The organism is Nocardioides mesophilus (assembly GCF_014395785.1).
GTDB classification, from domain to species: Bacteria; Actinomycetota; Actinomycetes; order Propionibacteriales; family Nocardioidaceae; genus Nocardioides_B; species Nocardioides_B mesophilus.
In genome coordinates this window covers 2,171,633-2,197,151 of record NZ_CP060713.1, presented here as the reverse complement: position 1 = coordinate 2,197,151, position 25,519 = coordinate 2,171,633, and the positions used below count along the sequence as shown (strand labels likewise).

22 protein-coding genes are annotated in these 25,519 nt (G+C 74.1%); 3 read left to right on the top strand and 19 right to left on the bottom strand.

Annotated elements, in window-relative coordinates; all coding sequences use genetic code 11:
• Positions 1-18: 18 nt before the first annotated feature.
• The 3 genes from H9L09_RS10505 to H9L09_RS10495 form a co-directional block, all read right to left on the bottom strand.
• Entirely contained in the window at positions 19-834 is an 816-nt protein-coding gene (locus H9L09_RS10505; RefSeq protein ID WP_187580524.1) for a hypothetical protein, read from the bottom strand.
• Positions 831-1,403, bottom strand: a complete 573-nt coding sequence (locus tag H9L09_RS10500) for an RNA polymerase sigma factor (protein ID WP_187580523.1) — start codon at positions 1,401-1,403, stop codon at positions 831-833. Before H9L09_RS10500 ends, H9L09_RS10505 begins: the two co-directional genes overlap by 4 nt.
• A 174-nt stretch (positions 1,404-1,577) precedes the next feature.
• A complete protein-coding gene (locus H9L09_RS10495; RefSeq protein WP_187580522.1) occupies positions 1,578-2,456 on the bottom strand; it encodes a winged helix-turn-helix transcriptional regulator in 879 nt (292 codons plus the stop codon).
• A 48-nt stretch (positions 2,457-2,504) separates the two neighbouring features.
• On the opposite strand from H9L09_RS10495, the gene H9L09_RS10490 reads away from it, so the two are divergent.
• On the top strand, positions 2,505-3,752 hold the full coding sequence (locus H9L09_RS10490) for an MFS transporter (RefSeq protein ID WP_187580521.1): 1,248 nt from the start codon (positions 2,505-2,507) through the stop codon (positions 3,750-3,752).
• 55 nt (positions 3,753-3,807) lie between these two features.
• On the opposite strand, the gene speB is transcribed toward H9L09_RS10490, so the two are convergent.
• The 9 genes from speB to H9L09_RS10445 all read right to left on the bottom strand — a co-directional run bounded on the left by speB (position 3,808) and on the right by H9L09_RS10445 (position 17,545).
• Entirely contained in the window at positions 3,808-4,809 is a 1,002-nt protein-coding gene (gene speB / locus H9L09_RS10485) for an agmatinase (protein WP_187580520.1), read from the bottom strand.
• On the bottom strand, positions 4,809-6,374 hold the full coding sequence (locus H9L09_RS10480; protein ID WP_187580519.1) for an alpha/beta hydrolase: 1,566 nt from the start codon (positions 6,372-6,374) through the stop codon (positions 4,809-4,811). Before H9L09_RS10480 ends, speB begins: the two co-directional genes overlap by 1 nt.
• Before the next feature lie 24 nt (positions 6,375-6,398).
• Positions 6,399-7,565, bottom strand: coding sequence for a DNA polymerase III subunit delta' (locus tag H9L09_RS10475; protein ID WP_187580518.1), 1,167 nt, complete (start codon positions 7,563-7,565; stop codon positions 6,399-6,401).
• The gene (gene tmk, locus H9L09_RS10470; protein ID WP_187580517.1) at positions 7,565-9,736 is read right to left on the bottom strand and encodes a dTMP kinase; all 2,172 of its coding nucleotides are present in this window, start codon (positions 9,734-9,736) and stop codon (positions 7,565-7,567) included. The genes H9L09_RS10475 and tmk overlap by 1 nt, the downstream gene beginning before the upstream one ends.
• Positions 9,737-9,817: 81 nt before the next feature.
• Positions 9,818-12,505, bottom strand: coding sequence for a type I DNA topoisomerase (topA, locus tag H9L09_RS10465; RefSeq protein ID WP_187580516.1), 2,688 nt, complete (start codon positions 12,503-12,505; stop codon positions 9,818-9,820).
• A gap of 126 nt (positions 12,506-12,631) precedes the next feature.
• The gene (locus H9L09_RS10460) at positions 12,632-14,143 is read right to left on the bottom strand and encodes a DUF7059 domain-containing protein (protein WP_246456408.1); all 1,512 of its coding nucleotides are present in this window, start codon (positions 14,141-14,143) and stop codon (positions 12,632-12,634) included.
• A 137-nt stretch (positions 14,144-14,280) separates the two neighbouring features.
• Positions 14,281-16,578 carry a sodium-translocating pyrophosphatase gene (locus H9L09_RS10455; protein WP_187580515.1) on the bottom strand — a complete coding sequence of 766 codons (2,298 nt, stop codon included), beginning with the start codon at positions 16,576-16,578 and terminating at the stop codon, positions 14,281-14,283.
• Between the two features lie 213 nt (positions 16,579-16,791).
• Positions 16,792-17,202, bottom strand: coding sequence for an ATP-binding protein (locus H9L09_RS10450; protein ID WP_223164289.1), 411 nt, complete (start codon positions 17,200-17,202; stop codon positions 16,792-16,794).
• A gap of 4 nt (positions 17,203-17,206) precedes the next feature.
• Positions 17,207-17,545: an anti-sigma factor antagonist gene (locus H9L09_RS10445; RefSeq protein WP_187580514.1), complete on the bottom strand. Its 339-nt coding sequence runs from the start codon at positions 17,543-17,545 to the stop codon at positions 17,207-17,209.
• 176 nt (positions 17,546-17,721) lie between these two features.
• Between H9L09_RS10445 and H9L09_RS10440 the strand changes: the two genes are divergently transcribed.
• Together H9L09_RS10440 and H9L09_RS10435 are read left to right on the top strand one after the other, a co-directional pair.
• Complete coding sequence (locus H9L09_RS10440) at positions 17,722-20,040, top strand: DEAD/DEAH box helicase (RefSeq protein WP_223164288.1); 2,319 nt, start codon at positions 17,722-17,724, stop codon at positions 20,038-20,040.
• 53 nt (positions 20,041-20,093) lie between these two features.
• Positions 20,094-20,435 carry a hypothetical protein gene (locus H9L09_RS10435; protein ID WP_187580513.1) on the top strand — a complete coding sequence of 114 codons (342 nt, stop codon included), beginning with the start codon at positions 20,094-20,096 and terminating at the stop codon, positions 20,433-20,435.
• Here the strand turns inward: H9L09_RS10435 and H9L09_RS10430 are convergent, their stop codons facing one another.
• The 7 genes from H9L09_RS10430 to ssd form a co-directional block, all read right to left on the bottom strand.
• Positions 20,436-20,762, bottom strand: coding sequence for an Rv3654c family TadE-like protein (locus H9L09_RS10430; protein WP_187580512.1), 327 nt, complete (start codon positions 20,760-20,762; stop codon positions 20,436-20,438).
• 80 nt (positions 20,763-20,842) lie between these two features.
• Positions 20,843-21,244 (bottom strand): TadE family protein, encoded by a 402-nt coding sequence (locus H9L09_RS10425; RefSeq protein ID WP_246456406.1) that lies wholly within the window; start codon positions 21,242-21,244, stop codon positions 20,843-20,845.
• Between the two features lie 2 nt (positions 21,245-21,246).
• Positions 21,247-21,429, bottom strand: coding sequence for a DUF4244 domain-containing protein (locus tag H9L09_RS10420; RefSeq protein ID WP_187580511.1), 183 nt, complete (start codon positions 21,427-21,429; stop codon positions 21,247-21,249).
• Positions 21,430-21,596: 167 nt separating this feature from the next.
• Positions 21,597-22,355: a type II secretion system F family protein gene (locus H9L09_RS10415; protein ID WP_187580510.1), complete on the bottom strand. Its 759-nt coding sequence runs from the start codon at positions 22,353-22,355 to the stop codon at positions 21,597-21,599.
• Positions 22,352-23,155, bottom strand: coding sequence for a type II secretion system F family protein (locus H9L09_RS10410; protein ID WP_187580509.1), 804 nt, complete (start codon positions 23,153-23,155; stop codon positions 22,352-22,354). The genes H9L09_RS10415 and H9L09_RS10410 overlap by 4 nt, the downstream gene beginning before the upstream one ends.
• Entirely contained in the window at positions 23,152-24,333 is a 1,182-nt protein-coding gene (locus H9L09_RS10405) for a TadA family conjugal transfer-associated ATPase (protein ID WP_187580508.1), read from the bottom strand. Before H9L09_RS10405 ends, H9L09_RS10410 begins: the two co-directional genes overlap by 4 nt.
• Complete coding sequence (ssd, locus tag H9L09_RS10400; protein WP_246456405.1) at positions 24,330-25,484, bottom strand: septum site-determining protein Ssd; 1,155 nt, start codon at positions 25,482-25,484, stop codon at positions 24,330-24,332. The genes H9L09_RS10405 and ssd overlap by 4 nt, the downstream gene beginning before the upstream one ends.
• Positions 25,485-25,519 lie beyond the last annotated feature (35 nt).

The window sequence follows — 25,519 nt, the reverse complement described above, 5'->3', positions numbered from 1 at the left end:
CCCGGATCTGACTCCCGCTCACCCAGCTCCGAGCTCCACGCTTGCGACCAGCTCGTCGTTGACGGCGAGCGCCTTCCAGTCGCCGCGGAACGCCCAGGACCAGATCACCACCGGCCCGGCGTCCGAGTCGAGGAAGGTGTAGCGGCTCACCATGCCCTGCCACGGCCCGGTCTGCCACGCTGTCGCGCCGGCGTCCTGCTCGAGCAGCGGACGGCACGAGCCCTGCACCACGTTGCACGAGGGGTGCGGAGCGCCCGCCCGCCACGGTCGCAACGCCACGTCCACCTGCCAGCCGAGCAGCCCGCCCACGACCACGGGCTTGGCCGCGGACGTGTCGAGGAAGCGCCTGCTCGCCACCCAGGTGGCCATCTCCTCGGCCCCGGCGAGCCGGTCACCGGCCCCGACCGGCCGGACGTCCTGGAGGACGGTGACACCGGCCTTGACGCCGGACTGCCGTTGGTAGGCCTCGACGGTGCTCCCGTCCTTGACGACCATCAGGGACGGCCAGAAGGAGGGCGGGACCTCGAAGCTGTACGGCGTCGCGGCGTCGACCTCGACGACGGAGCCCGGCAGGCACCGCACCGCGGGGTCCGAGCCGCACCAGCCGCCCCGGGTCACGGATGGCGGTGTGCTTGACGGGGTCGGCGGGGCGATGAGCAAGAAAGCGACCGCGGCCGCGGCGGCGAGCGCCACCAGGACGCCGAGCACCCGGGCCGAGGCGTGGCGCCGCCGGCGGGCGTGGAAGGACACCAGCGCGGCGTCCACGTCCGCCTCGAGCGCCACGGCCTCCGCGGTGTCCGCGGCGGCGCGACGCGCCAGCTCCTCGATGCTCATCGGGGGTCCTCCTCGCTGGTCCCGAGCTTCTCCGCGAGCCCCGCCCGAGCCCGGGACAGGTGCGCCTTGACCGTCCCCTCGGCGCAGCCGAGCGTGCTCGCGATCTCGGCGACGCCGAGGTCGAGGGCGTAGTGCAGCGCGACGACCTGGGCCTGCCGCTGCGGCAGGGTCCGGACCAGCGACCAGAAGGCCTCACCGTCACCGACGTCGGCCACCGGCGCCGCCGGCTGGTTGCGCAGCACTCCGAGCACCCGCCGCTCGACGGAGCGCCGCCGCACCACGTTCACGGCCTTCCGCAGGCACACGGTGCGGAGCCAGCCCACCGGCGAGGCGTAGCTCTGCACGTCCTCCCACTGGTGGTAGGCGGTCAGCATGGTCTCCTGGACCACGTCGTCGGCCACCGCCGGGCCGGCCATCACCCGGGCCAGCACCAGGAGGTGCGGGTACTCCCGGCGGTAGAACGACTCGAAGTCGTCGGCGTCGTTCGCCCCGTGGCCCTCGCCGCCGACGTCCACGGCGCCGTCCACGAGCTGGAGCACCTCACCGCGAGGCAGCCGAACGATCCGCATACCCGATAGTCGCGCGGCGGACGGCTCCCGGTTGACCGGCGAGGGAGAAAACTTGGCCGGGCGGGTCCAGGAGACCGCCGAGCCCGTGCGCCCTCGCCAGGCCTACCGGGCGGCAGTGCCCGCGTCCCGTCGGCACCCCGTACATGCTCCGCCCGGGTCTGCCGCGGCGGTTCGTCACCCCGAGCGCGCCCTCACCAGCGCCAGTACGTCGTCGACGGAGCCGGCCGGGTCGGTGATCGGGAACAGCACGTCGCGGACCACGCGGCCGACGTCGAGCAGCAGGGTCAGCCGTTTGAGCCGGTCCGTGCCGGCGGCCCGGAAGGTGGGCAGTCGCAGCGACGCCGCAAGCTCGAGGTCGACGTCGGACAGCAGCTCGAACGGCAGCCCCGTGTGCTCGGCGAAGGCGGCCAGCTGGTCGGGCCGCTGGGTGCTCACGCCGTGCACCGTGACGCCGGCCGCGGCGAAGTCGGCGTACCGGTCCCGGAGGGTCGTCGACTCCAGGGTGCAACCGGCGGCGCCGGGGATCTCGCCCCAGCCGGGCGGGTAGAACCGGCCGCCCGGGGCGTCGGCCCCGGGGAAGCAGTAGAGGACCGTCCACGCCGAGCGCCCGACCGGATCGACCGGCACACCGGTGTGCGCGGTCAACGCGGTCACCTCGAGGCGCTTGCCGACCAGATCCTGCACCCGGGCGGCCTCCGGTGACGTCGGGGCGCTGGTGGCCGTGAGCGAGCCGTCACCCAGCACGTGCCGCGTTCCCCAGTCCTGCAGCGCCACCAGCACCGGCAGCAGGCCGCGGCCCTTGTCGGTGAGGTGGTACTCGTGGCGCGGCGGGTGGGCGGAGTAGGGCCGGCGCTCGAGCACGCCGTGCTCCACGAGCGTCGTGAGCCGCTGGGTCAGCACCTTGCGGCTGATCCCGAGCTCTCGTTGGAGCTCCTCGAAGCGGTGCAGGCCTCCGGCGACGTCGCGGACCACCAGCAGCGACCACCACTCACCGACCACGCCGAGGGCCTGCGCGATCGCGCAGTCGGCATCGGCGAGGTCGGCGTACTTCACGGTGGTCTCTTCTCATCGACGGTTCCGGTTCACTATAGTCCGTTCCCTATGGGAACTGACTCGCTCACGGGGGAGCGCACCACCTCGACGCACCGGATCTTCTGGACCTACTGGAGCGCGGGCACCGTCAGCAGCGTCGGGGACGCCGTCACCTCGGTGGCCCTGCCGCTGGTCGCCGTCACCGCGCTGCACGCCTCGGCGCTCGAGGTGGGTGTGCTGGCCGCGGCGTCCTGGGTCGCCTGGCTGGTGATCGGCCTGCCCGCCGGGGTGGTCGTGACCCGGCTCCCGCTGCGCGGCACCCAGGTGGCCATGGACCTTGTCCGGGCCGCCGCTCTGGTCAGCCTGCCCCTCGCCGGGTGGCTCGGCTCGTTGACCTTCGTGCACCTGCTGCTGGTCGCGCTGGTCATCAGCTTCGCCAACGTGGTCTTCTCGGTCGGCAACACCACCTTCCTGCCGGCCATCGTGCCGCGGGAGGAGCTGAACAACCGCAACAGTCTGATGTCGGCCACCCACGCGACCACCCAGATGGGCGGCCCGGCACTCGGCGGCCTCCTGGTGCAGCTGGTCGGTGCCGTGGCGGCCGTGCTCGTCGACGCGGTGAGCTACCTGGTGTCCGCCGTGCTGCTGGGCCGGCTGCCCGCCCGCGAGGTGCCGCAGCCGCCCCGCGAGGCCCGCGTCGGCGCCATGATCCGCGAGGGCTGGCACTTCGTCAGCCGCCACCCGGTCGTCGGTCCCTGCACGTGGGCGGCGACCGCGGTCAACTTCGCCTGCGGCGCGCTGATGGCCCTGGCTCCGCTCTACCTCGTGCGGGTGCTCGACGCTCCCGCGGCGCTGGTCGGGATCCTGATCGCGACCGAGGGGATCGGAGCGCTCCTCGGCGCCGCCGTCACGCCCCGCCTGACCCGGACCCTGGGCAGTGCCCGCTCGATCCTGCTCGCCGGGCTCGTCGGCGCCTGCCTGGCGCTGCTCATGCCGCTCGGGAGCGGGGTGACGGGCATGGTGATGTTCGCGCTCGGCAACGCCGGGTTCGCCACCGGCGTCGTGATCCTGAGCATCAACACCCGCACCTACCGGCAGACCGAGAGCCCGCCCGAGCTCCTCGCCCGGGTGATGGCCACGGTCCGCTTCGTCTCCTGGGGCGCCATCCCTGCGGGCGCGCTCGCGGCCGGCGCGACCGCCCAGCTGCTCGGGCCTCGCACCGCGCTGTGGCTCACCGCGGCCGCCGCGTTCGTGCCGCTGGTGCCGTTGTGGCTCAGCCCGGTGCGCCGGTTGCGGGATCTGTCGGACCACGCCTGACCGGGCCGCGCCCGGGGCCGGCCTGGGGCAGCGACCCCCGCGCGCCGCCGGAGCCTCAGCGGCCCTCGAGCAGCGGGCCGGCCGGGTCGTGGCTGATCCCGTTGCGCCGCGCCGCCATCGCCGAGAGCGCCTCGAGCGCGACCCGGTTCGCCAGGAACGCGGTGATCTCGGCGTGGTCGTAGGGCGGCGAGACCTCCACGATGTCGATCCCCACCACCGGCAGCTCCAGGCAGATCCGGCGTACGGCGTCGAGCAGCTGTCGCGCGGACAGGCCCCCCGGCTCGGGCGTCCCGGTGCCCGGCGCGTGCCCGGGGTCGCAGACGTCGACGTCGACGGAGAGGAAGACGCCCTCGCACTCGTCCGTGGCGATCCCGAAAGCCTCGTCGAGGCAGTCGTCGAGCCCGCGCTTGCCGATCTCGGTCATCTCGAACGAGCGCATCCGCTGCTGCGCCATCCACGCCAGCGTCTCCGGCCCCGGCCAGTAGCCGCGCAGCCCGAGCTGCAGGAACCGGTCCCCGCGCAGCGCCCCGGACTCGATCAGGCGGCGCATCGGCTGGCCGTGGCCGTAGAGCGAGCCGAACTCGATGTCGCCGGTGTCGGCGTGCGCGTCGAAGTGCAGCATCGAGACCCGGCCCATCCCGTGGTGCCGGGCGACGCCGGTCGCGTCGGGCAGCGCGATGGTGTGGTCGCCGCCCAGGATGAGGGGTACGGCGCCGGCCTGCGCGACCGTGAACACGGCGGCCTCGAGGTCGTGGATGGAGCGCTCGACGTCGCCGGAGTACATCTCCACGTCGCCGGCGTCGACGACCCGCAGGTCCTGGAGCGCGTCGGTGCGCAGCGCGAGGTGCGGCCGGGAGCCGTCGTGGGGCAGGTAGCAGGCCTGCCGGATCGCCATCGGCCCGAACCGGGTGCCGGGCCGGTGGGAGGTGCCGCCGTCGAACGGCGCCCCGACGATGACCACGTCGGCGTCCGCGAACGTCTCCGGCTCGGCGAGGTCGCAGCGGTCGATGCCGAGGAAGGTGAGATCGGGTCCGTACTGCGCGCCATACCTGCTCATCAGCAGTTCACCGTCCCTTCGGGCACCTTGCCGGAGACCAGGTAGCTCTCCACGGTGCTGTCCACGCACTTGTTGCCCGCAAGGTAGCCGGTGTGGCCGTCGCCGTCACGGCGCACCAGCACCCCGGAGTCGAGCTGGTCGGCCAGCGAGGCCGCCCACTCCAGTGGGGTGGCCGGGTCGCGGGTGGTGCCGACCACCAGGATCGGCGCGGCGCCGCGGGCGTGGATCTCCTGCGGCACCCGGCCGGTGTCGATCGGCCACTGCGCGCAGCTGGAGAGGCTGAAGGCGAAGATCGCGCCGAACGTCGGGGAGGCCTTCTCGAAGCGCGGGATGTAGCGCGCGACCTGCGAGCTGGGGATCGCGTCGTCGTGGTCGAGGCAGTTCACCGCGTAGAGCGCCTCGAGCGAGTTGTCCTTGTAGCCGGTGGCGCCGCGGGAGGTGTAGGCGTCCGAGAGCGCGAGCAGGGTCTGGCCGTCCCCGTCGATCGCCGTCTTCAGCGCGCCGTCGAGGATCGGCCAGTAGCTCTTGTTGTAGAGCGGCGCCCAGACCCCGAGCACGGCGTTGCCGGCCTCCAGGGTGCGGTCCCCGACCTGCAGCGGGTCCCGCTCGATGTCGTCGAGCAGCGCGCGGACCCGGGCCGCCCCGGCGTCCACGCTGTCGCCGAGGAAGCAGTCGCCGCGGTCGACGCAGGCCCCGACGTACGCCCGCAGCGCCGTCTCGAAGCCCTTGGCCTGGGTGAGGTTGAGCTCCAGTGAGCTCACCGAGGGGTCCAGCGCGCCGTCGAGGACCATCCGGCCCACGCGCTGCGGGAACTCCTCGGCGTACGTCGCCCCGAGGAACGTGCCGTAGGACGCGCCGAAGTAGCTCAGCCGGTCGTCGCCGAGCGCGGCCCGGAGGATGTCGATGTCGCGGGCCGCCTCCTCGGTGGAGACGTGTGCGGCGAGCGCCCCGCTCTCCGCGACGCACCCCTGCCCGAAGTCGCGCAGCAGCCGGTCGGAGGTGGCCAGCTCGGCGGCGGTGTCCGGGTCCGGGTCGGAGGCGACGAAGTCGTCGAGCTCGGCGTCGCTGAGGCACTGCACCGGGGTGCTCCGGCCGACGCCGCGCGGGTCGAAGCCGACGACGTCGAACGCGTTGAGCAGCTCGGTGCCGAAGTACGTCGTCGCGCTGGCGGCGTAGTCCACGCCGGAGCCGCCGGGACCGCCGGGGTTGACCACCAGCGAGCCGACCCGGCGGTCCTGGTCGCGGGCCGGGACCTTCAGCAGGCTCAGCGTGATGGCGCGGCCGGCCGGGTCGGCGTAGTCCAGCGGCACCCGCAGCGTGGCGCACTGGTCACCGCCCTCGCAGCCCTTCCAGGCGAGCTTCTGGTCGTAGAAGCGGCGTAGCCCGGCCTGGGCCGGCGCCGGCGTCTCGCTGCCGGCGGCGGACTGGATCGGGGCCGGGCTCAACGTGGCGCGGGGCTGCTCGGCGTCGGTGACGGAGTCGCAGCCGGCCAGCGCCAGCGGCAGCACGAACGCCACCGCGAGGACACGGCCGAGCCGGTGACGGGCCGGTGCGAGGAGGGTCACGCCGCCCACTCTAGGCACCGGGGCCTACCGGGCCGGGTCGGTGAGGCGGAGCGCGACCATCATCGCCTCGAGGGTCATCTCCCGGTTGGCGTTGAACTCCATCATCTGGTCGCGGGCGGCGAAGATGGCGTCGATGCGGCGCAGGTTGCCCTCCGGCGTCGAGCGCCGGGCGATCTGCACGATGTCGGCGCGCATCTCCTCGTTGATCAGCGCCCCGCGGGCACCGGTCTGCACCGCGATCGCGTCACGGTAGACCGACATCAGGTCCATCAGGCTCCGGTCGATGACGTCCATCACCCGGCGCTTCTCCCGCTGCGTCTGGTGGTGGGTCAGCTCGCGCAGCGCCGCCCGGTAGGCCCGGGAGGCGTGGCTCTTGCGGTCGTCGCCGTAGGTGGTGTCGAGGTCGCCGAGCTCGCGGGTGTTGGAGGTCTCGGTGATCGCCGCGGTCTCGTCCTTGGCGATGGCGAGCAGGTTCGACGCGGCGTTGAGGCAGTCGACCAGCGTGGACAGCCGCGCCGGCAGCGAGACCACCTCGCGGCGGCGGTTGCGGGTGCGCTCGTCACGGGCCAGCGCCCGGGCCCGCCCGATGTGGCCCTGGCTGGCACGCGCCGCGAAGGCCGCGAGCGCGTCGGGGGTCCCGTCGGCGTCCTGGAGGAAGCGCGCCACCTCCTGGGCGGTCGGCGTGGTGAGCGCGACGTTGCGGCAGCGGGACCGGATGGTCGGCAGCACGTCCTCGACGGTGGGCGCGCACAGCAGCCACACGGTCTTGGGCGTCGGCTCCTCGATCGCCTTGAGCAGGGTGTTGCCGGTGCGCTCGCCCAGCCGGTCGGCGTCCTCGACGACCATCACCTGCCACCGCCGGTCGACCGGTGCCAGCGCGGAGCGGTGCACCAGCTCGCGCATGTCGTCGATGTAGAGCACCGCGGTCTCCGAGCGGGTCACGCTCACGTCCGGGTGCGTGCCGGCGAGCGCCGTCTGGCAGGCGGCGCACGTCCCGCAGCCGCCGCGCGGGCACTGCAGCGCCGCCGCGAAGGCGATCGCGGCGTTCGAGCGGCCGGAGCCGGGCGGGCCGGTGAACAGCCAGGCGTGCGTCATGCCCTGCCCGGCGACGGCCCGGCTGAGCGTCTCCACGACGTGCCGCTGCCCGACCAGGCCGGACCAGACCGAGGTGACGGGGGCGGTGGCGCTCATCAGCGGCCTCCCTCGCCGGGCTCGGCGGCGGTGGACTCGCGCGGCCCCGGCGCCTCGTGCGGCTCCGGTTCCAGCTGAGGCTCCGGCGACTCGGGCTCCGCGAGGCCGTGGGCCCCGGCCTCGGTGGCGCGGAGGTCCTCGGTGGTGAGCCGGGTGGCGCCCTCGAGCAGCGGCTCCAGCCGCTGGCGGATCTCCGCCTCCACCTCCTCGACCGGCCGCCGGGCGTCGACGACCAGGTAGCGCTCCGGCTGGGCGGAGGCGAGCTGCAGGAACATCTCCCGGACCCGCTCGTGGAACGCCAGCGACTCGCTCTCGATGCGGTCGCGCTCCTCGAAGCGGGTCAGCCCGTGCTGCGGCGGCAGGTCGAGGACCACGGTCAGGTGCGGCCGCAGGTCCTCGGTGGCCCACCGGGCGATCCGCTCGACCTCGCGGTCCACCAGGGCGCGGCCGGCCCCCTGGTAGGCGAGCGTGCTGTCGACGTACCGGTCGGTGACGACCACCGCCCCGCGGGCCAGCGCCGGGGCGATCACCGCCTCGACGTGCTCGGCCTTGTCGGCGGCGTAGAGCAGCGTCTCGGTGCGGTCGGAGATGGCGCCGGTGGCCGGGTCGAGGACGATCTTGCGCAGCCGGCTGCCCACGTCGGTGGCCCCTGGCTCGTGGGTGAGCAGCACGTCGTACCCCTCCTGGCGCAGCCAGGCCTGGAGCCGGCGGGCCTGCGTCGACTTGCCCGCGCCCTCACCGCCCTCGAGCGCGACGAAGCAGCCGGTCGCGGCGTAGATGCCGGTCGTGCCGGAGAAGGCGTGGCGCAGGTCGCTGAGCAGGGAGATGCCCTTTCGGTCGTCCATCTGACGGTAGGAGGTGACACCGACAGCGGTCATGAGCACGGCGGCGATCAGGAACGTGAAGGCGGCGCCGTTGTAGACCAGGAACGGGCGCCCGAACTCGTCCACCGGGCCGAAGTCGTGGGTGCCGATCACGCCGGCGACGAGCGGGGCCACGGCGAGCACGAGCGCCAGCGAGAGCCGGATCATCGAGCCGACGAAGGCGAAGGTGCGGCCGCGGACCTCGTCGGGGACCTCCAGGCCCAGCATGGTGTTGCCGACGATCCAGGCCACCCCGGCGCTGAAGCCGAGCAGCAGCGTCAGCGCGGTGACGATCTCCAGCTGCTGGGTGAGCGCGAGCGGGAACAGCAGCAGCCCGGTCGTGGTCAGCGAGATGCCGAAGAGCCGGCGTCGGGACAGCCCGTGCAGCAGGCGCGGCCCGCGCCACATGCCGACACCCAGGCCCAGGAAGACCGCCCCGAACAGGATGCCGTAGCCGGGGTCGCCGCCGCCGAGGTCGGCCACGAAGGTCCGGGCCAGCCCGATCACCACGCCGCCGGCCGCGAACGCGCCGATGATGCCGATCACCAGGCCGCGCACGACCCGGGTGGTGCTGACGTACTTCCAGCCCTCGACGACGACCGACCAGACGCTGCCGTCCCCGTCGGTGTCGGCGGGCCCGCGCGGGATGTGCTTCAGGGTGGCGATGACCAGCCCCGAGATGATGAAGGTGCCGGCGTTGAAGAACAGCGCCAGGTCGATCGGTCCCTTGTCGAAGAAGCTGAACAGGTTGCTGTAGAGCTTGTCGACCAGGGTCAGCCCGGAGAAGACCAGGGCGGCCGGGAGCGCCGAGCCGTACGTCGTCGCGAGGCTGATCTGGTTGGCCGCCTCGAGCCGGTGGCGCGGCACCAGGTTCGGCACCGTCGCGTCCTTCGCCGGCCCCCACACCAGCGACACGGACTCGACCAGCACGGTGACCACGAAGATCCACCAGAGCCGGTCGACGATCGGGATGGTGATGAACAGCGCCCCGCGGATGTAGTCGCCCCAGATCAGGACGTGGCGGCGGTCGAGCCGGTCCGCGACGTACCCGGCGATCGGCCCCATGATCAGCGCCGGCAGCACCCGCAGGAAGAGCACGCCCGCGATCGCGTAGTTGCGGGCCGCGTAGGAGTCGGCGCTGGCGTTGGCGATCGCGGTCAGCGCCAGCAGACCCATCCAGTCGCCGAGGCTGGAGAGCCCCAGCCCGATCCAGAGCCGCCGGAAGTCGGGGATCCGCAGCACCGCCGACAGCGAGTTCGTCGGGGCATGACGCAGCTCGTCGACTCCGGACGGGTGCGGCACGCTCACAGCGCTCACCCTACGGTCACCGCAGCGACCGGTCCCGGAGAGCGTCGACCCCGCGCCGCGGGCGGCGCCCGCCGCGCGGCGTCACTTGGCGGCGGTCTTCTTCACGGCGGCCTTCTTGGCCGTCTTCTTCGCCGGCGACTTCTTGGCGGCCTTCTTGGCGCCCTTCTTCGCCGCCTTCTTGGCCGGACCCTTGGCGCGCCGCTCCGCGAGCAGCTCGGCGGCCCGCTCGAGCGTCACCGTCTTCTCGTCGTCGCCGTCGCGCAGGGTCGCGTTGTACTCACCGTCGGTGACGTAGTGGCCGAACCGACCGCTCTTGACCGTCACCTTGGCGCCGCTGACCGGGTCGTCACCGAGCTCGCGGCCCGGGTCGGCCGCTGCCCGGCCACGCTGCTTGGGCTGGGCGTAGATCGCCAGCGCCTCCTCGAGCGTGATGGTCAGCAGCTTCTCCTCGGCGTCGATCGACCGGGAGTCGGTGCCCTTCTTCAGGTACGGCCCGTAGCGGCCGTTCTGGGCGGTGATCTCGTCGCCGCTCTCGGGGTCGGCGCCGACCACCCGCGGCAGGGTCAGCAGCCGGAGCGCGTCGTCGAGGGTGATCGTGTCGAGGTTCATCGACTTGAACAGCGACGAGGTGCGCGGCCTGCGCGACTTCGGGGCGTCCTCGGGCAGCACCTCGGTCACGTAGGGACCGAAGCGGCCGTTCTTCGCCACGATCTCCAGGCCGCTCTCCGGGTCCTGGCCCAGCCGGGCCTCCTCGCCCGCCGGGTTCTCCAGCAGCTCCCGGGCCTTGGCCTCGGTCAGCTCGTCGGGCGGCAGGTCCTCGGGGACGTTCGCGCGGGTCCCGTCGGGGGTCTCGATGTAGGGACCGTAGCGGCCCACGCGCAGGTCGATCCCGTCCACGATCGGGAACGTCGCCAGCTCGCGGGCGTCGATGTCGCCGAGCTCGCCGACGAGCTTCTTCAGGCCCTCCACGTCGGCGTCGCCGAAGTAGAACGCCGCCAGCTCGCTGTTGCGGTCGCGGCGCCCCCCGGCGATCTCGTCGAGGACGTCCTCCATGCTCGCGGTGAACTCGTAGGACACCAGCCGGGAGAAGTGCTCCTCGAGCAGCCGGATCACCGAGAAGGCCAGCCAGGCCGGCACCAGCGCGGTGCCCTTCTTGTACACGTAGCCGCGGTTGAGGATCGTGCCGATGATCGAGGCGTACGTCGACGGCCGGCCGATCTCGCGCTCCTCGAGCTCGCGCACCAGCGTGGCCTCGGTGTAGCGCGCCGGCGGCTTCGTCTCGTGGCCGGCCGCCTGCAGGGTCGCCGCGGTCACGGCGTCGCCCTCTGCGACGGCGGGCAGCCGGGTCTCGCGGTCGTCGGGGCCGCCGCCCTCCGGGTCGCCCTCGTCGTCGCGGCCCTCGACGTACGCCTTGAGGAAGCCGTGGAAGGTGAGCACCCGGCCGGAGGCGGAGAACACCACGTCCTCGCCGGTGGCGGCGCCGCCGCCGAGCCGGACGGTGACGCTGCGGCCCTCGGCGTCCTTCATCTGCGAGGCGACGGTGCGCATCCAGATCAGCTCGTAGAGCCGGAACTGCTCGCCGGTCAGGCCGGTCTGCGCCGGGGTGCGGAAGCTCTCCCCCGCGGGCCGGATCGCCTCGTGCGCCTCCTGGGCGTTCTTCACCTTCGAGGCGTAGGTGCGCGGCTTGTCCGGGACGTACTCCGCGCCGTACAGCTCACGCGCCTGCTCGCGGGCCGCGGCGACCGCGGACTCCGAAAGCGTCGTGGAGTCGGTGCGCATGTAGGTGATGAAGCCGTTCTCGTAGAGCCGCTGCGCGACCTGCATGGTGCGCGAGGCGCCGAAGCCGAGCTTGCGCGAGGCCTCCTGCTGCAGCGTGGTGGTGCGGAACGGCGCGTAGGGCCGCCGGGTGTAGGGCTTGGCCTCCACCGAGCGGATCTCGAAGGTGGCCTCCTCGAGCGCCCCGGCCAGGGCCTGCGCCCGGTTGCGGTCGAGGTGCACGACGTTGCTGCCGTCCTTGAGCACGCCCTGCTGGGTGAAGTCGGACCCGCGGGCCACGCGGGCGCCGTCGACCGAGTGCAGCTTGGCCGGGAACATCCGGTCCTCGTGCTTGGCGCCGGCGTCGAAGGTGCCCTCGAGGTCCCAGTAGGACGCGCTGCGGAACGCCATCCGCTCGCGCTCCTTGTCCACGACCAGCCGGGTGGCCACGGACTGGACCCGGCCCGCGGAGAGGCCGGACATGACCTTCTTCCACAGCACCGGGGAGACCTCGTAGCCGTACAGGCGGTCCAGGATCCGGCGGGCCTCCTGCGCCTCGACGAGGTCCATGTCGATCTGGCGGGGGTTCTCGACCGCGGCCAGGATGGCGGGCTTGGTGATCTCGTGGAAGACCATCCGGTGCACCGGCACCTTGGGCTTCAGCTCGTCGAGGAGGTGCCAGGCGATGGCCTCGCCCTCGCGGTCCTCGTCGGTGGCGAGGAAGAGCTCGTCGGCGTCCTTGAGCAGGCCCTTGAGCTTGGTCATGTGCGACTTCTTGTCGCGGGAGACCACGTAGTAGGGGGTGAAGTCGTGGTCGACGTCGACCCCGAGCCGGGCCCACGGCTCGCCCTTGATCTTGGCCGGGACGTCCGCGGCGCTCTGCGGCAGGTCGCGGATGTGCCCGATGCTCGACTCGACCACGTAGCCGTTGCCGAGGTAGCCCGCGATCGTCTTCGCCTTGGCCGGCGACTCGACGATGACGAGCTTGCTCCCGGTTCCGTTCTTGCCTGCCACGTGTGATGTGCTCCCTCGGGGTCGGTGCGGGTCTGCTTCCGCGCCAGACACGGTAACGCTCCCTGTCAACGGCGCCGTCCGCTCCCCGCAGCACGGACTGCTCACGAGAGTACGGCGGTCCCCGGCCTAACCCGGCAGCGCCACCTCGAGGAACCCGTCGGCGACCAGCCCGCGGACCTCGTCGAGGTACCCCTCCCGCAGCATCGCCGCGTCGTGGTCGAGCAGGGTGGCGAGCGCGTCCAGGATCTGCCCGAGCGTCAGCTCGCCGTCGCAGGCGCCGACCAGCCCGGCGAGGACGGTGTCGGCCTGGTGCGCCCGGCGCATCCCCCGCTGCTGGCGCAGCACGATCGTCTCCGGGTCGGCCTGCCCGGGGCGGCCGGCGGTCTCCTCGCGGACGTCGGCGCGCACGACGAGCCGGGCGGCCAGCAGCCCCTCGTCCGTGCCGAGATCGCGCAGCCGGTCGCCGCGCCGGAACCGGTCGGCCACCTCGGCGCCGAGCGGCTGCTCGACCTCGTAGGGCCACTCCTCCAGGTGCCGCACCGGCTCCCGGTCGGTCGCGGGCCGGCGCAGGTGCAGCCAGCCGAAGCCGATCCCCTCGATGCCCTGCTCCTCGAACCACGACAGCCAGGTGTCGTAGCGGCGCAGGTAGTCCGCGGCGCCGTGCAGGCCCGCGTCCTTGAGCCACAGCTCGACGTACGCCGCCGGGTCCGCGACCTCACGCTGCACCACCCACGCGTCGACACCGGTGCCGGCCAGCCAGCCCTCGATGCGCTCCTGCCAGGGCTCGCCGCGCCGGTGCACCCAGTTGGCCAGCACCTGGGCGATCCCGCCGGGGGCGAGGTGCCGCGGGGCCTGGGTGACCACCCGGCGGACCATCTCGTCGCCCGGCAGGCCGGAGTCGCGGTAGACCAGCCGCTCGCCGGTGGCCGGGGAGACCACGAACGGCGGGTTGGTGACGACCAGGTCGAACAGCTCGCCGGCCACCGGCTCGTAGAGGCTGCCGGGGCGGACGTCGACCTGCACGTCGTTGAGGGCGGCGTTGAGCCGGGTCATCGCCAGCGCCCGCTGGTTCACGTCGGTGGCCACGATCTCGCGGGCGTGCTCGGCGAGGTGGAGCGCCTGCACGCCGCAGCCGGTGCCCAGGTCGAGGGCCCGGAGCACGGGCTCGCGGACGGTCAGCTGGGCCAGCGAGGAGGAGGCGGAGCTGATCCCGAGGACGTGGTCGGCCGAGACCCGGACGCCGGCGCCGTCCAGGCCGGGCGTGAGGTCGCTGACCACCCACCAGTCCCGGCTGTCGTCGGCGTAGGGACGCAGGTCGACCCGGGCCCTGACCTCGCCGACGCTGCGCTCGAGCAGCCCGGCCCGGCACAGGTCGTCGACGAGGCCGGGCAGCGCGCGCTCGGCGTCCGCGACCGCGACCGTCGCCTGCAGCGGCCACAGCCGGGTCAGCGTCGCGAGCGGCGAGCCACCCGTGGTGGCCCGCAGGCCGGGAGTGGTCTCGTTGCGCGACAGCGCGGCGTGGGCCACCGGGCCGAGCAGCCCGGCGACGGCGTCGTAGCCGAACCCGGCGGCCCGCAGCGCCTCGGCGAGCCGGCGTACGACGTCGGGGGCGAGCAGGTCCGCAGCTGGGTCGTCCACGCCGCTCACCCTAGTTCGTCGCGCGCACGCTCCCGACCGCGCCGACGGGACGGCGAAGGGCCCGCCCGGGGCCGGGGTACGGCGTCGGGCGGCCCCTTGCTGGGTCGTGCCGGATCGTGCTGGGTGGTGCCGGTCGATCAGGCGCGGACGGTCGCGACCGGCTCCTCCTCGCCGATCGCCACCGGGCGCCGCTTGGAGATGTAGACCGCCACCGCGATGATCAGCGCGGCCACGATCGCGATCGTGATGCGCAGGAAGTCGTTCTCGTCCTTGCCGGTGCTCATCTGCACGACCGCCGCGGCGATCAGCAGCGAGACCAGGTTCATCACCTTGAGCAGCGGGTTGATCGCCGGGCCGGCGGTGTCCTTGAACGGGTCGCCGACGGTGTCGCCGATGACCGTGGCGGCGTGCGCCTCGGAGCCCTTGCCGCCGTGGTGGCCGTCCTCGACGAGCTTCTTCGCGTTGTCCCAGGCGCCGCCGGAGTTGGCGAGGAAGATCGCCATCAGGGTGCCGGTGCCGATCGCGCCGGCGAGGTAGCCGGCGAGCGGCGCGACGCCGAGGCCGAAGCCGACAGCGATGGGCGCGAAGATCGCCAGCAGGCCGGGGGTGGCCAGCTCACGCAGCGAGTCCCGGGTGCAGATGTCGACGACCTTGCCGTACTCCGGACGGCCGGTGCCCTCCATGATCCCGGGGATCTCCCGGAACTGGCGGCGCACCTCGTAGACGACCGCGCCGGCGGCCCGGCCGACGGCGTTGATGGCCAGGCCGGAGAAGAGGAACACCACCGAGGCGCCGATCAGCAGGCCGACCAGCACGTCGGCGGAGAAGACGTCGGCGCGGAACACCTTGCCGAGCTCGTTCTCGATCGCCTGGGTGTAGGAGCCGAACAGCGCGGTCGCGGCCAGCACCGCGGTGGCGATCGCGATGCCCTTGGTGATCGCCTTGGTGGTGTTGCCGACCGCGTCGAGCTCGGTGAGGATCTGCGCGCCCTCGGCGTCCATGTCGCCGGACATCTCCGCGATGCCCTGGGCGTTGTCGGAGACCGGGCCGAAGGTGTCCATCGCCACGATCACGCCGACCGTGGTGAGCAGGCCGCAGCCGGCCAGCGCGACGGCGAACAGCGAGATCGCCACGACGCCGGAGCCGAGCAGGAAGGCGCCGTAGACGGCGGCACCGATCACCAGGGCCGTGAAGACCGCCGACTCGAAGCCGACCGAGAGGCCGGAGAGGATCACGGTGGCCGCGCCGGTGAGCGAAGTCTTGCCGACGTCGCGGACCGGACGGTGGTCGGTGCCGGTGTAGTAGCCGGTCAGCGACAGGATCACCGCGGCCAGCACGATGCCGATGAGCACGGCCACGGTGGCGATGATCCGCGGGTCGCCGGTGTTGTCCTGCAGGCCCGCGGGCAGGTCGGTGAGACCGGCGAAGGTGGACGGCAGGTAGGTGAACGCGGCGATCGTGCACAGCACCGCCGAGACGCCCGCGGAGATGTAGAACGACCGGTTGATGGTGGTCAGGCCGTTCTCGCCCGGGCGCGGCTTGGTGATGTAGACACCCAGGATCGCGGTCAGCGCGCCGATCGCCGGGACGATGAGCGGGTAGACCAGGCCCTCGGCCCCGAACGCGGCCTTGCCGAGGATCAGCGCGGCGACCAGCGTCACGGCGTAGGACTCGAAGAGGTCCGCGGCCATGCCGGCGCAGTCGCCGACGTTGTCGCCGACGTTGTCGGCGATCGTCGCGGCGTTGCGCGGGTCGTCCTCGGGGATGTTGTTCTCGACCTTGCCGACCAGGTCGGCGCCGACGTCGGCGGCCTTGGTGAAGATACCGCCGCCGACCCGCATGAACATCGCGAGCAGCGCCGCGCCGAAGCCGAAGCCCTCCAGCACGGTGGGGGCGTCGCTCTTGTAGATCACCACGACCGAGGCGGCGCCCAGCAGGCCCAGCCCCACGGTGGCCATGCCGACGAAGCCGCCGGTGCGGAACGCGACCCGCATCGCGGGGTCACGTCCCTCGGACCGGGCCGCCGCCGCGACGCGGACGTTGGCCCGCACCGCCAGCGACATGCCGAAGTAGCCGATGGCGGCGGAGAAGCCGGCGCCGATCAGGAAGAAGATCGAGCGGCCGATGCGGATGTCGGTGCCGCCGGCCGCGGGGAGCAGGAAGAGCAGCACGAACGCCACGACGGCGAAGACGGCGAGCGTGCGGAACTGCCGGCCGAGGAAGGCGTTCGCCCCCTCCTGCACGGCCTGGCCGATGGTCTGCATGTTGGTCGTGCCCTCGCCCGCAGCGAGCACCTGCCTCCGGAACATCAGGCCCAGCACCAGCGCGATGACCGCGATGGCGAGCACGATGTAGACAAAGGTCAGGTTGCCGCCGGACAGGTCCACAGCCCCAGCTTCGCCACCGGCTCCGGCGGCAAAGATGTGCCCGGACATATGTCCTCCTCCGTTTGGGCGCTCAGACGCCCCTCGTCTTTCGAGCGCGTGCACCCAAGTCAGAAGGAGCCGGAACGAGCGGTCTGTGACCGCCCTCACGCACGCGTTGGTGAGCGGGAGTCTACTGACGCGTCACTTCATTGGGGTGGCGCGAGGTGTGGCGTGGCACACATTTCTCGACAGCGCCTCACGGCGCCGGAGATCAGGCCGGGGTCAGGACAGGGACCAGGACATCGAGAGCATGGTGTGCGCGCCGTCCTCGGTGAGCTCGAGGTCGTCGATCAGCCCCCGCAGCAGCGCCCACGGCTCGACCCCGTCGACGTCCCCGGAGCCGGAGTCGTCGCGGGCCACGACGGCGTCGGACTCGACGTCCACGCGCAGCCGGTCGTCGAGGGAGAGCGTGATGGTCACCGGCGTGTCCAGACCGGTGGCGGCCTTCGGGTCGTTGCCGACCATCAGCGCACAGGCCTCGCCGACGGCGAGCCGGACCTCTTCGACGAACTCCTCGTCCTGGCTGGCGCGGCGGGCGACAGCGGCGGCGACGAGCCGGACGGTGCGCACCAGCGCGGGGTCGCGGGCGATCGAGACCGTGATGCCCGTCGACCGGGCCACGTCGGTGGCCACGCCGTCAGTGCTCGGCGAGGGCGTCGGCCTGCGAGGCGTGGATCACGAACACCTTGGCCAGCCCGGTGATCCGGAAGATCTTGAGCAGGCGCTCCTGGTTGCAGATCAGGCGCATCGACCCGTCGTGGGCGCGGACCTTCTTCAGCCCGCCGACCAGGACACCGAGACCGGTGGAGTCGAGGAAGTCGACCTTCTCCATGTCGATGACGAGGTTGTACTCGCCGTTCCCGACGAGCTCGGTGATCTTGTCGCGCAGCTTGGGTGCGGTGTAGACGTCGATCTCGCCGCCCACCTCGATGATGGTGTGCCCATCCTCGTGGCGCGTCTCAAGTGACAGGTCCACGCCGTACTCCCTCGTCGATTCGACTGGTCGGTTCAGAGGCCCCCGGAAGCCGCCTCGGTGCATTCAATCATGCACTGGCAGATCCTGCGCGTCAGCACCGCCCCGTGGAGGCCCGCGACGAGCCCGCGACAACGGCGCCGGGGCATCCGGGGGGAGGCGTTTGCGAGACTTCTGGAGTGAGCCCCACCCCCGTCCTCGACGCGCCCGGGCTGGTGCGTCGGCTGGCTGCCCGCGGCGGCCACGACGAGCGGTTGACCCACCTGGAGGTGCTGCCGGCGCGCCCGGGACGACGGACGGACTGGCCGCAGTGGCTGCCCCCCGAGCTGGTCACCGCCTGGCAGGCACGCGGCATCGAGCTGCCCTGGAGCCACCAGGTCCAGGCCGCCGAGCTGGCCCGGGCCGGGCGGCACGTGGTGCAGGCCACCGGCACCGCTTCGGGCAAGTCGTTGGGCTACCTGATGCCGGCGCTGACCGAGGTCCTCGAGGCCCGGGGTCCGGGCGGGCGGCGGGGCGCCACGGTGCTCTACCTCTCCCCCACCAAGGCCCTCGCCCAGGACCAGCTGAGCTCCCTGCACAGCCTGGGCGTCCCGGGGCTGGCGGCCACCACCCACGACGGGGACTCGCCACGCGAGCAGCGGGAGTTCGCCCGCGACCACGCGGAGTACGTCCTGACCAATCCCGACATGCTGCACCGGTCGCTGCTGCCGGGCCATGCGCGGTGGGCGCGGTTCTTCGGCTCGCTGCGCTACGTCGTCGTCGACGAGTGCCACCACTACCGCGGCGTGTTCGGCGCCCACGTCGCCCAGATCCTGCGCCGGCTGCGCCGGGTGTGCGCGGCGTACGGCGCCTCGCCGACCTTCCTGCTGGCCTCGGCCACCGTCGCCGAGCCGGAGGTGTCGGGAGCCCGGCTCACCGGGCTCGAGGTCAGCGCGGTCACCGACGACGGGTCCGCCCGGGGCCAGGTGGCGCTGGCCCTGTGGGAGCCGCCGTTCACCGCCTACGCCGGCGAGAACGGCGCGCCGGTGCGCCGCTCGGCCACCGCCGAGGTCGCCGACCTGCTCACCGACCTGGTCGTCGAGCAGGTGCGCACCCTCGCCTTCGTCCGGTCGCGCCGTGGTGCGGAGTCGGTCGCGATGACGACGCGGCGGCTGCTCGACGAGGTGGGGCCGGGCCTGGCTGACCGGGTGGCCGCCTACCGGGGCGGCTACCTCCCCGAGGACCGGCGCGAGCTGGAGCGCTCGCTGCGCGACGGGACGCTGCTGGGCGTGGCCGCCACCAACGCGCTGGAGCTCGGCATCGACGTGGCCGGTCTCGACGCGGTGCTGATGGCCGGGTTCCCGGGCACCCGGGCCGCCCTCTGGCAGCAGGTGGGCCGGGCCGGCCGTGGCGGCCAGGACGCGCTGGGGGTGCTGGTCGCCCGCGACGACCCGCTCGACACCTACCTGGTGACGCATCCGGAGATGCTGATCGGGCCGCCGGTCGAGGCCAACGTCTTCGACCCCGACAACCCCTACGTCCTGGGCCCGCACCTGTGCGCCGCCGCCGAGGAGATCCCGCTCACGACCGCCGACCTCGAGCTGTTCGGCCCGGGCGCGCAGGCCGGGGTGGAGGCGCTGACCGCGGCGGGGCTGCTGCGGCGGCGGCCCCGCGGCTGGTTCTGGACCGACCGCAGGCGCGCCAGCGACCTCGCCGACATCCGCTCGTCCGGAGGCAGCCCGGTGCGGCTCGTCGAGGAGGCGACCGGCCGGATGCTCGGCACCGTCGACCAGTCCTCGGCCCACGGGACGGTGCACGCCGGCGCGGTCTACCTGCACCAGGGCGAGACCTACCTGGTGGGCACGCTCGACCTCGACGAGAACGTCGCGGTGGTGGCCCGGTCCGACCCCGACTACTCGACCTCGGCGCGCGAGATCACCGACATCGAGATCAGCGCCGAGGAGCTGCACGTCGGCTGGGGACCGGCCCGGGTCAGCTACGGGAGCGTCCGGGTGACCCACCAGGTGGTCTCCTTCCTCCGGCGGCGGCTGCCCTCCGGGGAGGTGCTCGGCGAGGAGCCGCTGGACCTTCCCGAACGGGTGCTGGACACCCGTGCGGTGTGGTGGACGCTGCCCGCGGCGGCCCTCGAGGCGGCCGGCCTCGCCACCCGCGACCTCCCCGGGGCCGCGCACGCCGCCGAGCACGCGGCGATCGGCCTGCTGCCGCTGTTCGCGACCTGCGACCGGTGGGACATCGGCGGGGTGTCGACGGCGCTGCACGCCGACACCGGGCAGCTCACGGTGTTCGTCTACGACGGCCACCCCGGCGGCGCCGGCTTCGCCGAGCGGGGTTTCCACGCGGCCCGCCCCTGGCTCACCGCCACCCGGGACGCGATCGCCTCCTGCCGCTGCGACGCCGGCTGCCCCTCGTGTGTGCAGTCCCCGAAATGTGGGAACCAGAACAACCCGCTGGACAAGCACGTCGCCGTGGCGCTGCTCGACGTCCTGCTCTGCCGCTGACCTACGCTGGCGGTAGCGGCGGTCTCTGGCCGTCCCGACGGAAGGAACCACCCATGTTCGTGCTCGGACTGATCCTGGTGCTGCTCGCGGTCGGAGTGTTCGGGGTGGCGCTCGGCGGAGCAAACGACACCGCCCAGCTCGACGTGGGCGTCGTCAACGCCGAGCTCAGCACGCTCGCGGTGTTCCTGCTCGGCGCGGCCGCCACCCTGCTCCTGGTGCTCGGCTTCTCGGTGATGCGCACCGGTCTGCTGCGCGCGCGCCAGCGGCGTCGCGACCGCAAGGAGCTGAACCGGCTCTCGAAGACGGTGCAGCGGCAGGAGTCGGAGAAGCGCGCGGTCGAGAACGACCGGGTCGCCGAGCAACGTCAGCCCGGCGACAGCACCGAGCGCCTCTGATCACGGGACCGCGGTGAGGGCCGGGACGGCGTCCACCGGCCCGGCCCGGGCGTCGGCGTCGACCCGCAGGCGGCGCCCGGCCGGCGCTTCCACCGTCAGAGCGACCACGACCTGCACCTCCCTCCCGGCCACCGTGCAGGAGCGCAGCTCGGCGTCGTTGCGTCGCACGAGCGCGGCCACCGCCGCACAGGCGTCCTGACCGCGCTGCACCGACACGGCGCCGGCGAGCGCCGCCAGGTCGGCGGCTGACTGGGCCCGGCGCTGGGCGACGACGAGACCGCCGAGCACCGAGAGCAGCACGGCGACCAGCAGGAGTGCGCCCAGCATGGGGAGCGCGAGGACCGTCGCGGTGCCCCGCTCGTCGGCACGCCCGGCCCGCACGGGGAGACCCCGACGACAGCGCCGGGTCATCGGGGCTCCCGGGCCGCGACTGCCTCGGCGTCGACGTCGACCCGGGGCACGAAGCCGAACAGCCCACCGGGACCGCGCACCGACGAGGTGACCCGCACCTGCACGGTCGACCCGCTCTGCTCCACGAGGAACTGCGAGCCCTCCGGCGCGATCCGACGACCGAGCTCGAGGGCGGCGCCGCGGGGCTCGTCGCGCGCCAGCGCCCGGGCCACCTCCCGGGCCGCGTCCACGACCCGGGCCTGGGTCGCGGCCAGGGCGAGCAGCCACACCAGTCCGAGCGTCACGGCCACCAGCACCGGCAGCACCATCACGGCTTCGGCGCTCGCGGCTCCCCGCTCGCGGGACGCGGGGGCGCGCAGCACGGTGCTGCGCGCCCCCCGGGTCGACCCTCGCGGCACGCTCAGATCCCGATCATCTTCAGGACGAGGTCGAACAGGGTCTTGAGCAGGGCCTGGCCCCAGTCGCTGGTGAGCAGCTTGATGAGCACGGCGGCGAAGCCGCAGCCGGCAGCGGTCGCGACGGCGTACTCCGCCGAGGCGACTCCGCGCTGCGCGCGCAGGCGGGCAACGGGTGATGCGGTCATGGGGACCTCCTGAAGAAGGCGCCGGCCGGCTGGGCCGGGCTGTGGGTGCGTTGACCCGACGACTCTCGCCGTTCCGGGCCTGCCGGCGACCGACCGATCCGTCGACTGGGGACCGTGCGGCCGGGGCCCCGGATGTGGAGCAGATCCGGCTCCCCGGAAGGCCTGGGTCAGGGGTGCAGCAGCCCGCTCACCGACCCGGCGACCAGCGGCACCACCCCGGTGAGCACGAAGGCCGGCAGCAGGCACACGCCGAGCGGCAACGCCGCCTTGACCCCGACCGCCCTGGCCCTGCCCTCGACGCGGGCCCGCGCGTCGCGGCGCAGGTCGTCGGCCAGCCGGCCCATCGCCTCGGCCACCGACGCGCCGCTGTCCAGAGCCCGGGCCACCGAGCGGCCGAGCGGGCCGAGCTGCGGATGCCAGGCCACGTCGCGCCACACCGTGACCGGGTCGACCCCGAGCCGCAGCCGCGCCGCGACCACGGCGAGCTCGCCGGCCACCGGGCCGTCGAGCGCTGCGGCGACGTGCCCCACCGCCATCCCGGGCGACTGCCCACCGACCAGGCAGGCGGCCAGGAGGTCGACGGCGTGCGGAAGGTCGGCCTCGAGCCGCTCCCGGTGCCGGCGCCGCGCGGGCGGCTCCATCCGGCCGACCGCCACCCAGCACCCGACTCCCGCGACCAGGGCCGCGGGAAGCGCCAGCCCGCCGCCGACGAAGAGGCCGGCGACGAGAGCGCCCGAGAGGCCCACCGCCGCGCGCATCCAGGCGGTGCCGTCGGTGCCGCTCGGCAGGTCGGCCGGTGGCCCGCCCGGTCCCCCGCCGGCGGCCGGGACCGGCGCACCCCGACCCGGCAGCCGCCGGGGCGGTCGCAGCGCGCCGAGCACCGCGAGCGCCGTCAGCAGGCCGGCGCACCAGGCGGCAGCGCTCACGGCCGGGTCACCGACGCGGCGATGCGGTCGATCCACCAGAGCCCGGCGAAGACCAGGGCGGTCCCCGCTGCCAGGCAGGACAGCCCGACCGGGTGCCCGAGCAGGAAGCCCCAGGGGTCGCCGCCGATACCGGCCGACATCGCCAACGTGCCCAGCGGCAGCAGCGCCACCAGCCGGGCGGTCGCCTGGGCCGAGGCCAGCTCGGCGCGGACCAGCCGGGCCGCCGCCAGCTCGGCGCGCGCCGAGACGGCCACCTGGTCGACCACCCCGGCCAGCGGGCAGCCGGTGCGCTGGGAGACCTGCCAGGCGGAGGCCAGCCGACCCAGCCCCTCGGCCCCGGGCAGCTCTGCGGCGCGTCTCATGGCCGCCGGCACGTCGGCCCCCAACCGGGCCGCGGCCGCCACCGTCGCGAACGGCGGCCAGACACCGCAGCACCTGTCCAGCGCCCCGATCACAGGCTGCCCGGCGCGCAGCTCACCGACCAGGGCCTCGCTGACCTCGACGACCTTGGCGCGGCGCTGCCGGCAGCGGACCTGCTCGCGGCCGCGGCGCCAGGTCAGCGCGGCGGCGACGGAGCAGAGCAGGACGATCACGGCCAGCGCCAGGGTGGTGCCGTCCAGGAAGAGCACGAGCCCGGCGGCCACGGACGAGAGCACCGCGACCCCGGCGGCCCGGTGCGCTCCCGTGCTCGACCGACGCGCGCCTGCGGGCCGCGGCAGCCGGACCCGTCCCGGTCCGCTGCCGAGCAGGAGGGCGGTGCCGGCCAGGACGCCCACCAACGCCGCGGCACCGGCGCTCATCGGCGCAGCCGATCCGCCAGCAGCGCGCCCAGGGCGCCGGCGGCGGCCAGCTCCTCGGGAGGACCCTCCCGGGGGAAGCGGACCGCCGGCACCACCCGCACCAGGCCGTCGGGGCCCCGCTCCAGGCAGCCGAGCTCCGCGACCCGGCGGTGCCCGTCGGGGTCGCGGCCCAGGTGCACGACCACGTCGAGCGCGGAGGCGAGCTGGCTGTGCACCGCGGCCTGCGGCAGCCCGGCGGCCATCGCCAGCGCCTCGATGCGCGCCGGCACGTCGGCGGCGGAGTTGGCGTGCAACGTCCCGCAGCCGCCCTCGTGACCGGTGTTCAGCGCGGCGAGCAGGTCGGTCACCTCCTCGCCACGGACCTCACCGACGACCAGCCGGTCCGGCCGCATCCGCAGGGCCTGGCGCACCAGCACACGCATCGGGATCTCGCCGGCCCCCTCGACGTTGGCCGGCCGCGTCTCCAGGCCGACCACGTGCGGGTGGTCGGGGCGCAGCTCGCTGGCATCCTCGACCACCACCAGACGGTGCCCCGGGTCCACCAGACCGAGCAGAGCGCAGAGCAGCGTGGTCTTGCCGGACCCGGTGCCGCCGCTGACCAGGAAGGCGAGCCGGGCGGCGACGACCTGGCCGAGCAGCTCCGCGCCGGACCGGTGCAGCGTGCCCGCGGCCACCAGCTCCGCGAGCGTGAATGCCCGGCCCCGCGGGACCCGCAGCGAGATGCTCGTCCCGGGCCGGGCCAGCGGGGCGAGGACCGCGTGGAAGCGGGTGCCGTCGGGCAGCCGGAGGTCGACGTGCGGGGTCGCGTCGTCCAGGCGGCGACCGGCCGCGCCCGCGAGCCGCTGGGCCAGCCGGCGCACGGCGTCGTCGTCGGGGAAGCGCACTTCCGTCAGCTCCAGGCCGGCCCCGCGGTCGACGTACACCGCGCCGGGTCCGTTGACCAGCACGTCGGTCACCCCCGGCCGGCGCAGCAACGGCTCGAGCGGCCCGGCGCCGCGGACGTCCTCCTGGAGCAGGTCGTGGACGGCGAGGACGGTGGCGTCGCCGACCGGCCGGCCCTGGTCGCGCAGCGCCCGTGCCACCAGGTCGGGGGTGACCTCCGCACCGAGCCGGGCGAGCTGCTCCCGGACCGCCTCGACGACCTCGGGCTGGACCCGTGAGCGCAGCAGGGAGGTCATGGCCGTCGCCGTCCGCTGTCGTCGAGCAGGCCGGCGAGCACCTCGCGGGCGGCTCGGGCCAACGGTGAGCGGGGGCTGCGCACCGGCCCGAGCCCGAGGTCCACCTGCTCGGCCACCCGCCGCCGGGTCGGGTAGTGCGCCAGCAGCGGCAGGTCGAGCGCCTCGGCCACCTGGTCCGGACCCAGGCTGGTCGCCGTGGTGCGCACCACCAGGCCGATCTCGGAGTGCGCCCTCCGCAGGTGGGCCGCCACCTTGCCGGCGGCGGCGACCGAGGGCACCGAGGACTCGCAGACGAGCACCACCACGTCACACCGGGCAGCGGTCTCGGTGGCGACCTGGTCCAGCGCCCGGGGCAGGTCCACGACCACGACGTCGCTTCCGCGCTGGGCGGCCGAGAGCACCTCGACCGCGACACCGGCCGTCGGCAGGCTCGTGGTCCCGGCTCCGGCCGGCCCCCAGGCGAGCACCGCCAGCCCGTCGCGCTGCGGCAGCGCCGCCCGCAGCGACCGGGAGCCCAGCCGGCCCTCGGCGCCGACCAGTCCGTCCCAGCGCACCCCGGGCAGCTCCTCGAAGCCGACCAGCTGGTCGAGGCCCGGCCCCCACGGGTCGAGGTCGAGCAGCAGGGCGGGGGCGGCCCGGGCCGCCCCCAGGGCCAGGGCGGCTGCGAACGTGCTCGCCCCGGCGCCGCCGGAGCCGGCGACGACGCCGAGGGTCGGCGCCACCGTCCGGCCGCCGTCCGCGGCGTCGGCGAGCAGCTCGACCAGCCAGGCGTCGGCGTCCGGCAGCTCGAGCACCTCACGGGCGCCGAGGGCGAGGGCGCTGCGGAAGACCGGGTCGTCGACCGGGCCACGACCGACGACGTGGACGGCGTCCCTGCGGGCCGGGCGGCGCTCCCCCAGGGTGGCCGCCTGGTCCGCGCCGACCAGCACCACCGGCGCGCCGGCCCAGGCCCGGGCCGCCGACCCGGGGTCGTGCGCGACGTCGAGCTGGACCCCGGCGGCGGCCGCCAGGCGCAGCACGTCGCCGAGCAGCTCCTCGTCGCAGGTGGCCAGCAGGGGCCTGATCCCGACCGGCCCGGGCGGCCCGGACGGCCCGGTCCGGTTCGCCGCGGACGGGACCGGACGGTGCGACATGCTCGACGAGGTGGACATGGCCGCCAGCCTGCTGGCGCCGGCCCCGCCTGCGC

Bases quoted from the DNA above. Each gene is read 5' to 3' on its own strand.
- H9L09_RS10410 (WP_187580509.1), bottom strand. From the start codon at position 23,155: ATGAGCGCCGGTGCCGCGGCGTTGGTGGGCGTCCTGGCCGGCACCGCC.
- H9L09_RS10405 (WP_187580508.1), bottom strand. From the start codon at position 24,333: ATGACCTCCCTGCTGCGCTCACGGGTCCAGCCCGAGGTCGTCGAGGCG.
- H9L09_RS10420 (WP_187580511.1), bottom strand. From the start codon at position 21,429: ATGACCGCATCACCCGTTGCCCGCCTGCGCGCGCAGCGCGGAGTCGCC.
- H9L09_RS10500 (WP_187580523.1), bottom strand. From the start codon at position 1,403: ATGCGGATCGTTCGGCTGCCTCGCGGTGAGGTGCTCCAGCTCGTGGAC.
- H9L09_RS10430 (WP_187580512.1), bottom strand. From the start codon at position 20,762: ATGCTGGGCGCACTCCTGCTGGTCGCCGTGCTGCTCTCGGTGCTCGGC.
- H9L09_RS10455 (WP_187580515.1), bottom strand. From the start codon at position 16,578: ATGTCCGGGCACATCTTTGCCGCCGGAGCCGGTGGCGAAGCTGGGGCT.
- H9L09_RS10435 (WP_187580513.1), top strand. From the start codon at position 20,094: ATGTTCGTGCTCGGACTGATCCTGGTGCTGCTCGCGGTCGGAGTGTTC.
- H9L09_RS10475 (WP_187580518.1), bottom strand. From the start codon at position 7,565: ATGAGCGCCACCGCCCCCGTCACCTCGGTCTGGTCCGGCCTGGTCGGG.
- H9L09_RS10490 (WP_187580521.1), top strand. From the start codon at position 2,505: ATGGGAACTGACTCGCTCACGGGGGAGCGCACCACCTCGACGCACCGG.
- H9L09_RS10505 (WP_187580524.1), bottom strand. From the start codon at position 834: ATGAGCATCGAGGAGCTGGCGCGTCGCGCCGCCGCGGACACCGCGGAG.
- speB (WP_187580520.1), bottom strand. From the start codon at position 4,809: ATGAGCAGGTATGGCGCGCAGTACGGACCCGATCTCACCTTCCTCGGC.
- ssd (WP_246456405.1), bottom strand. From the start codon at position 25,484: ATGTCCACCTCGTCGAGCATGTCGCACCGTCCGGTCCCGTCCGCGGCG.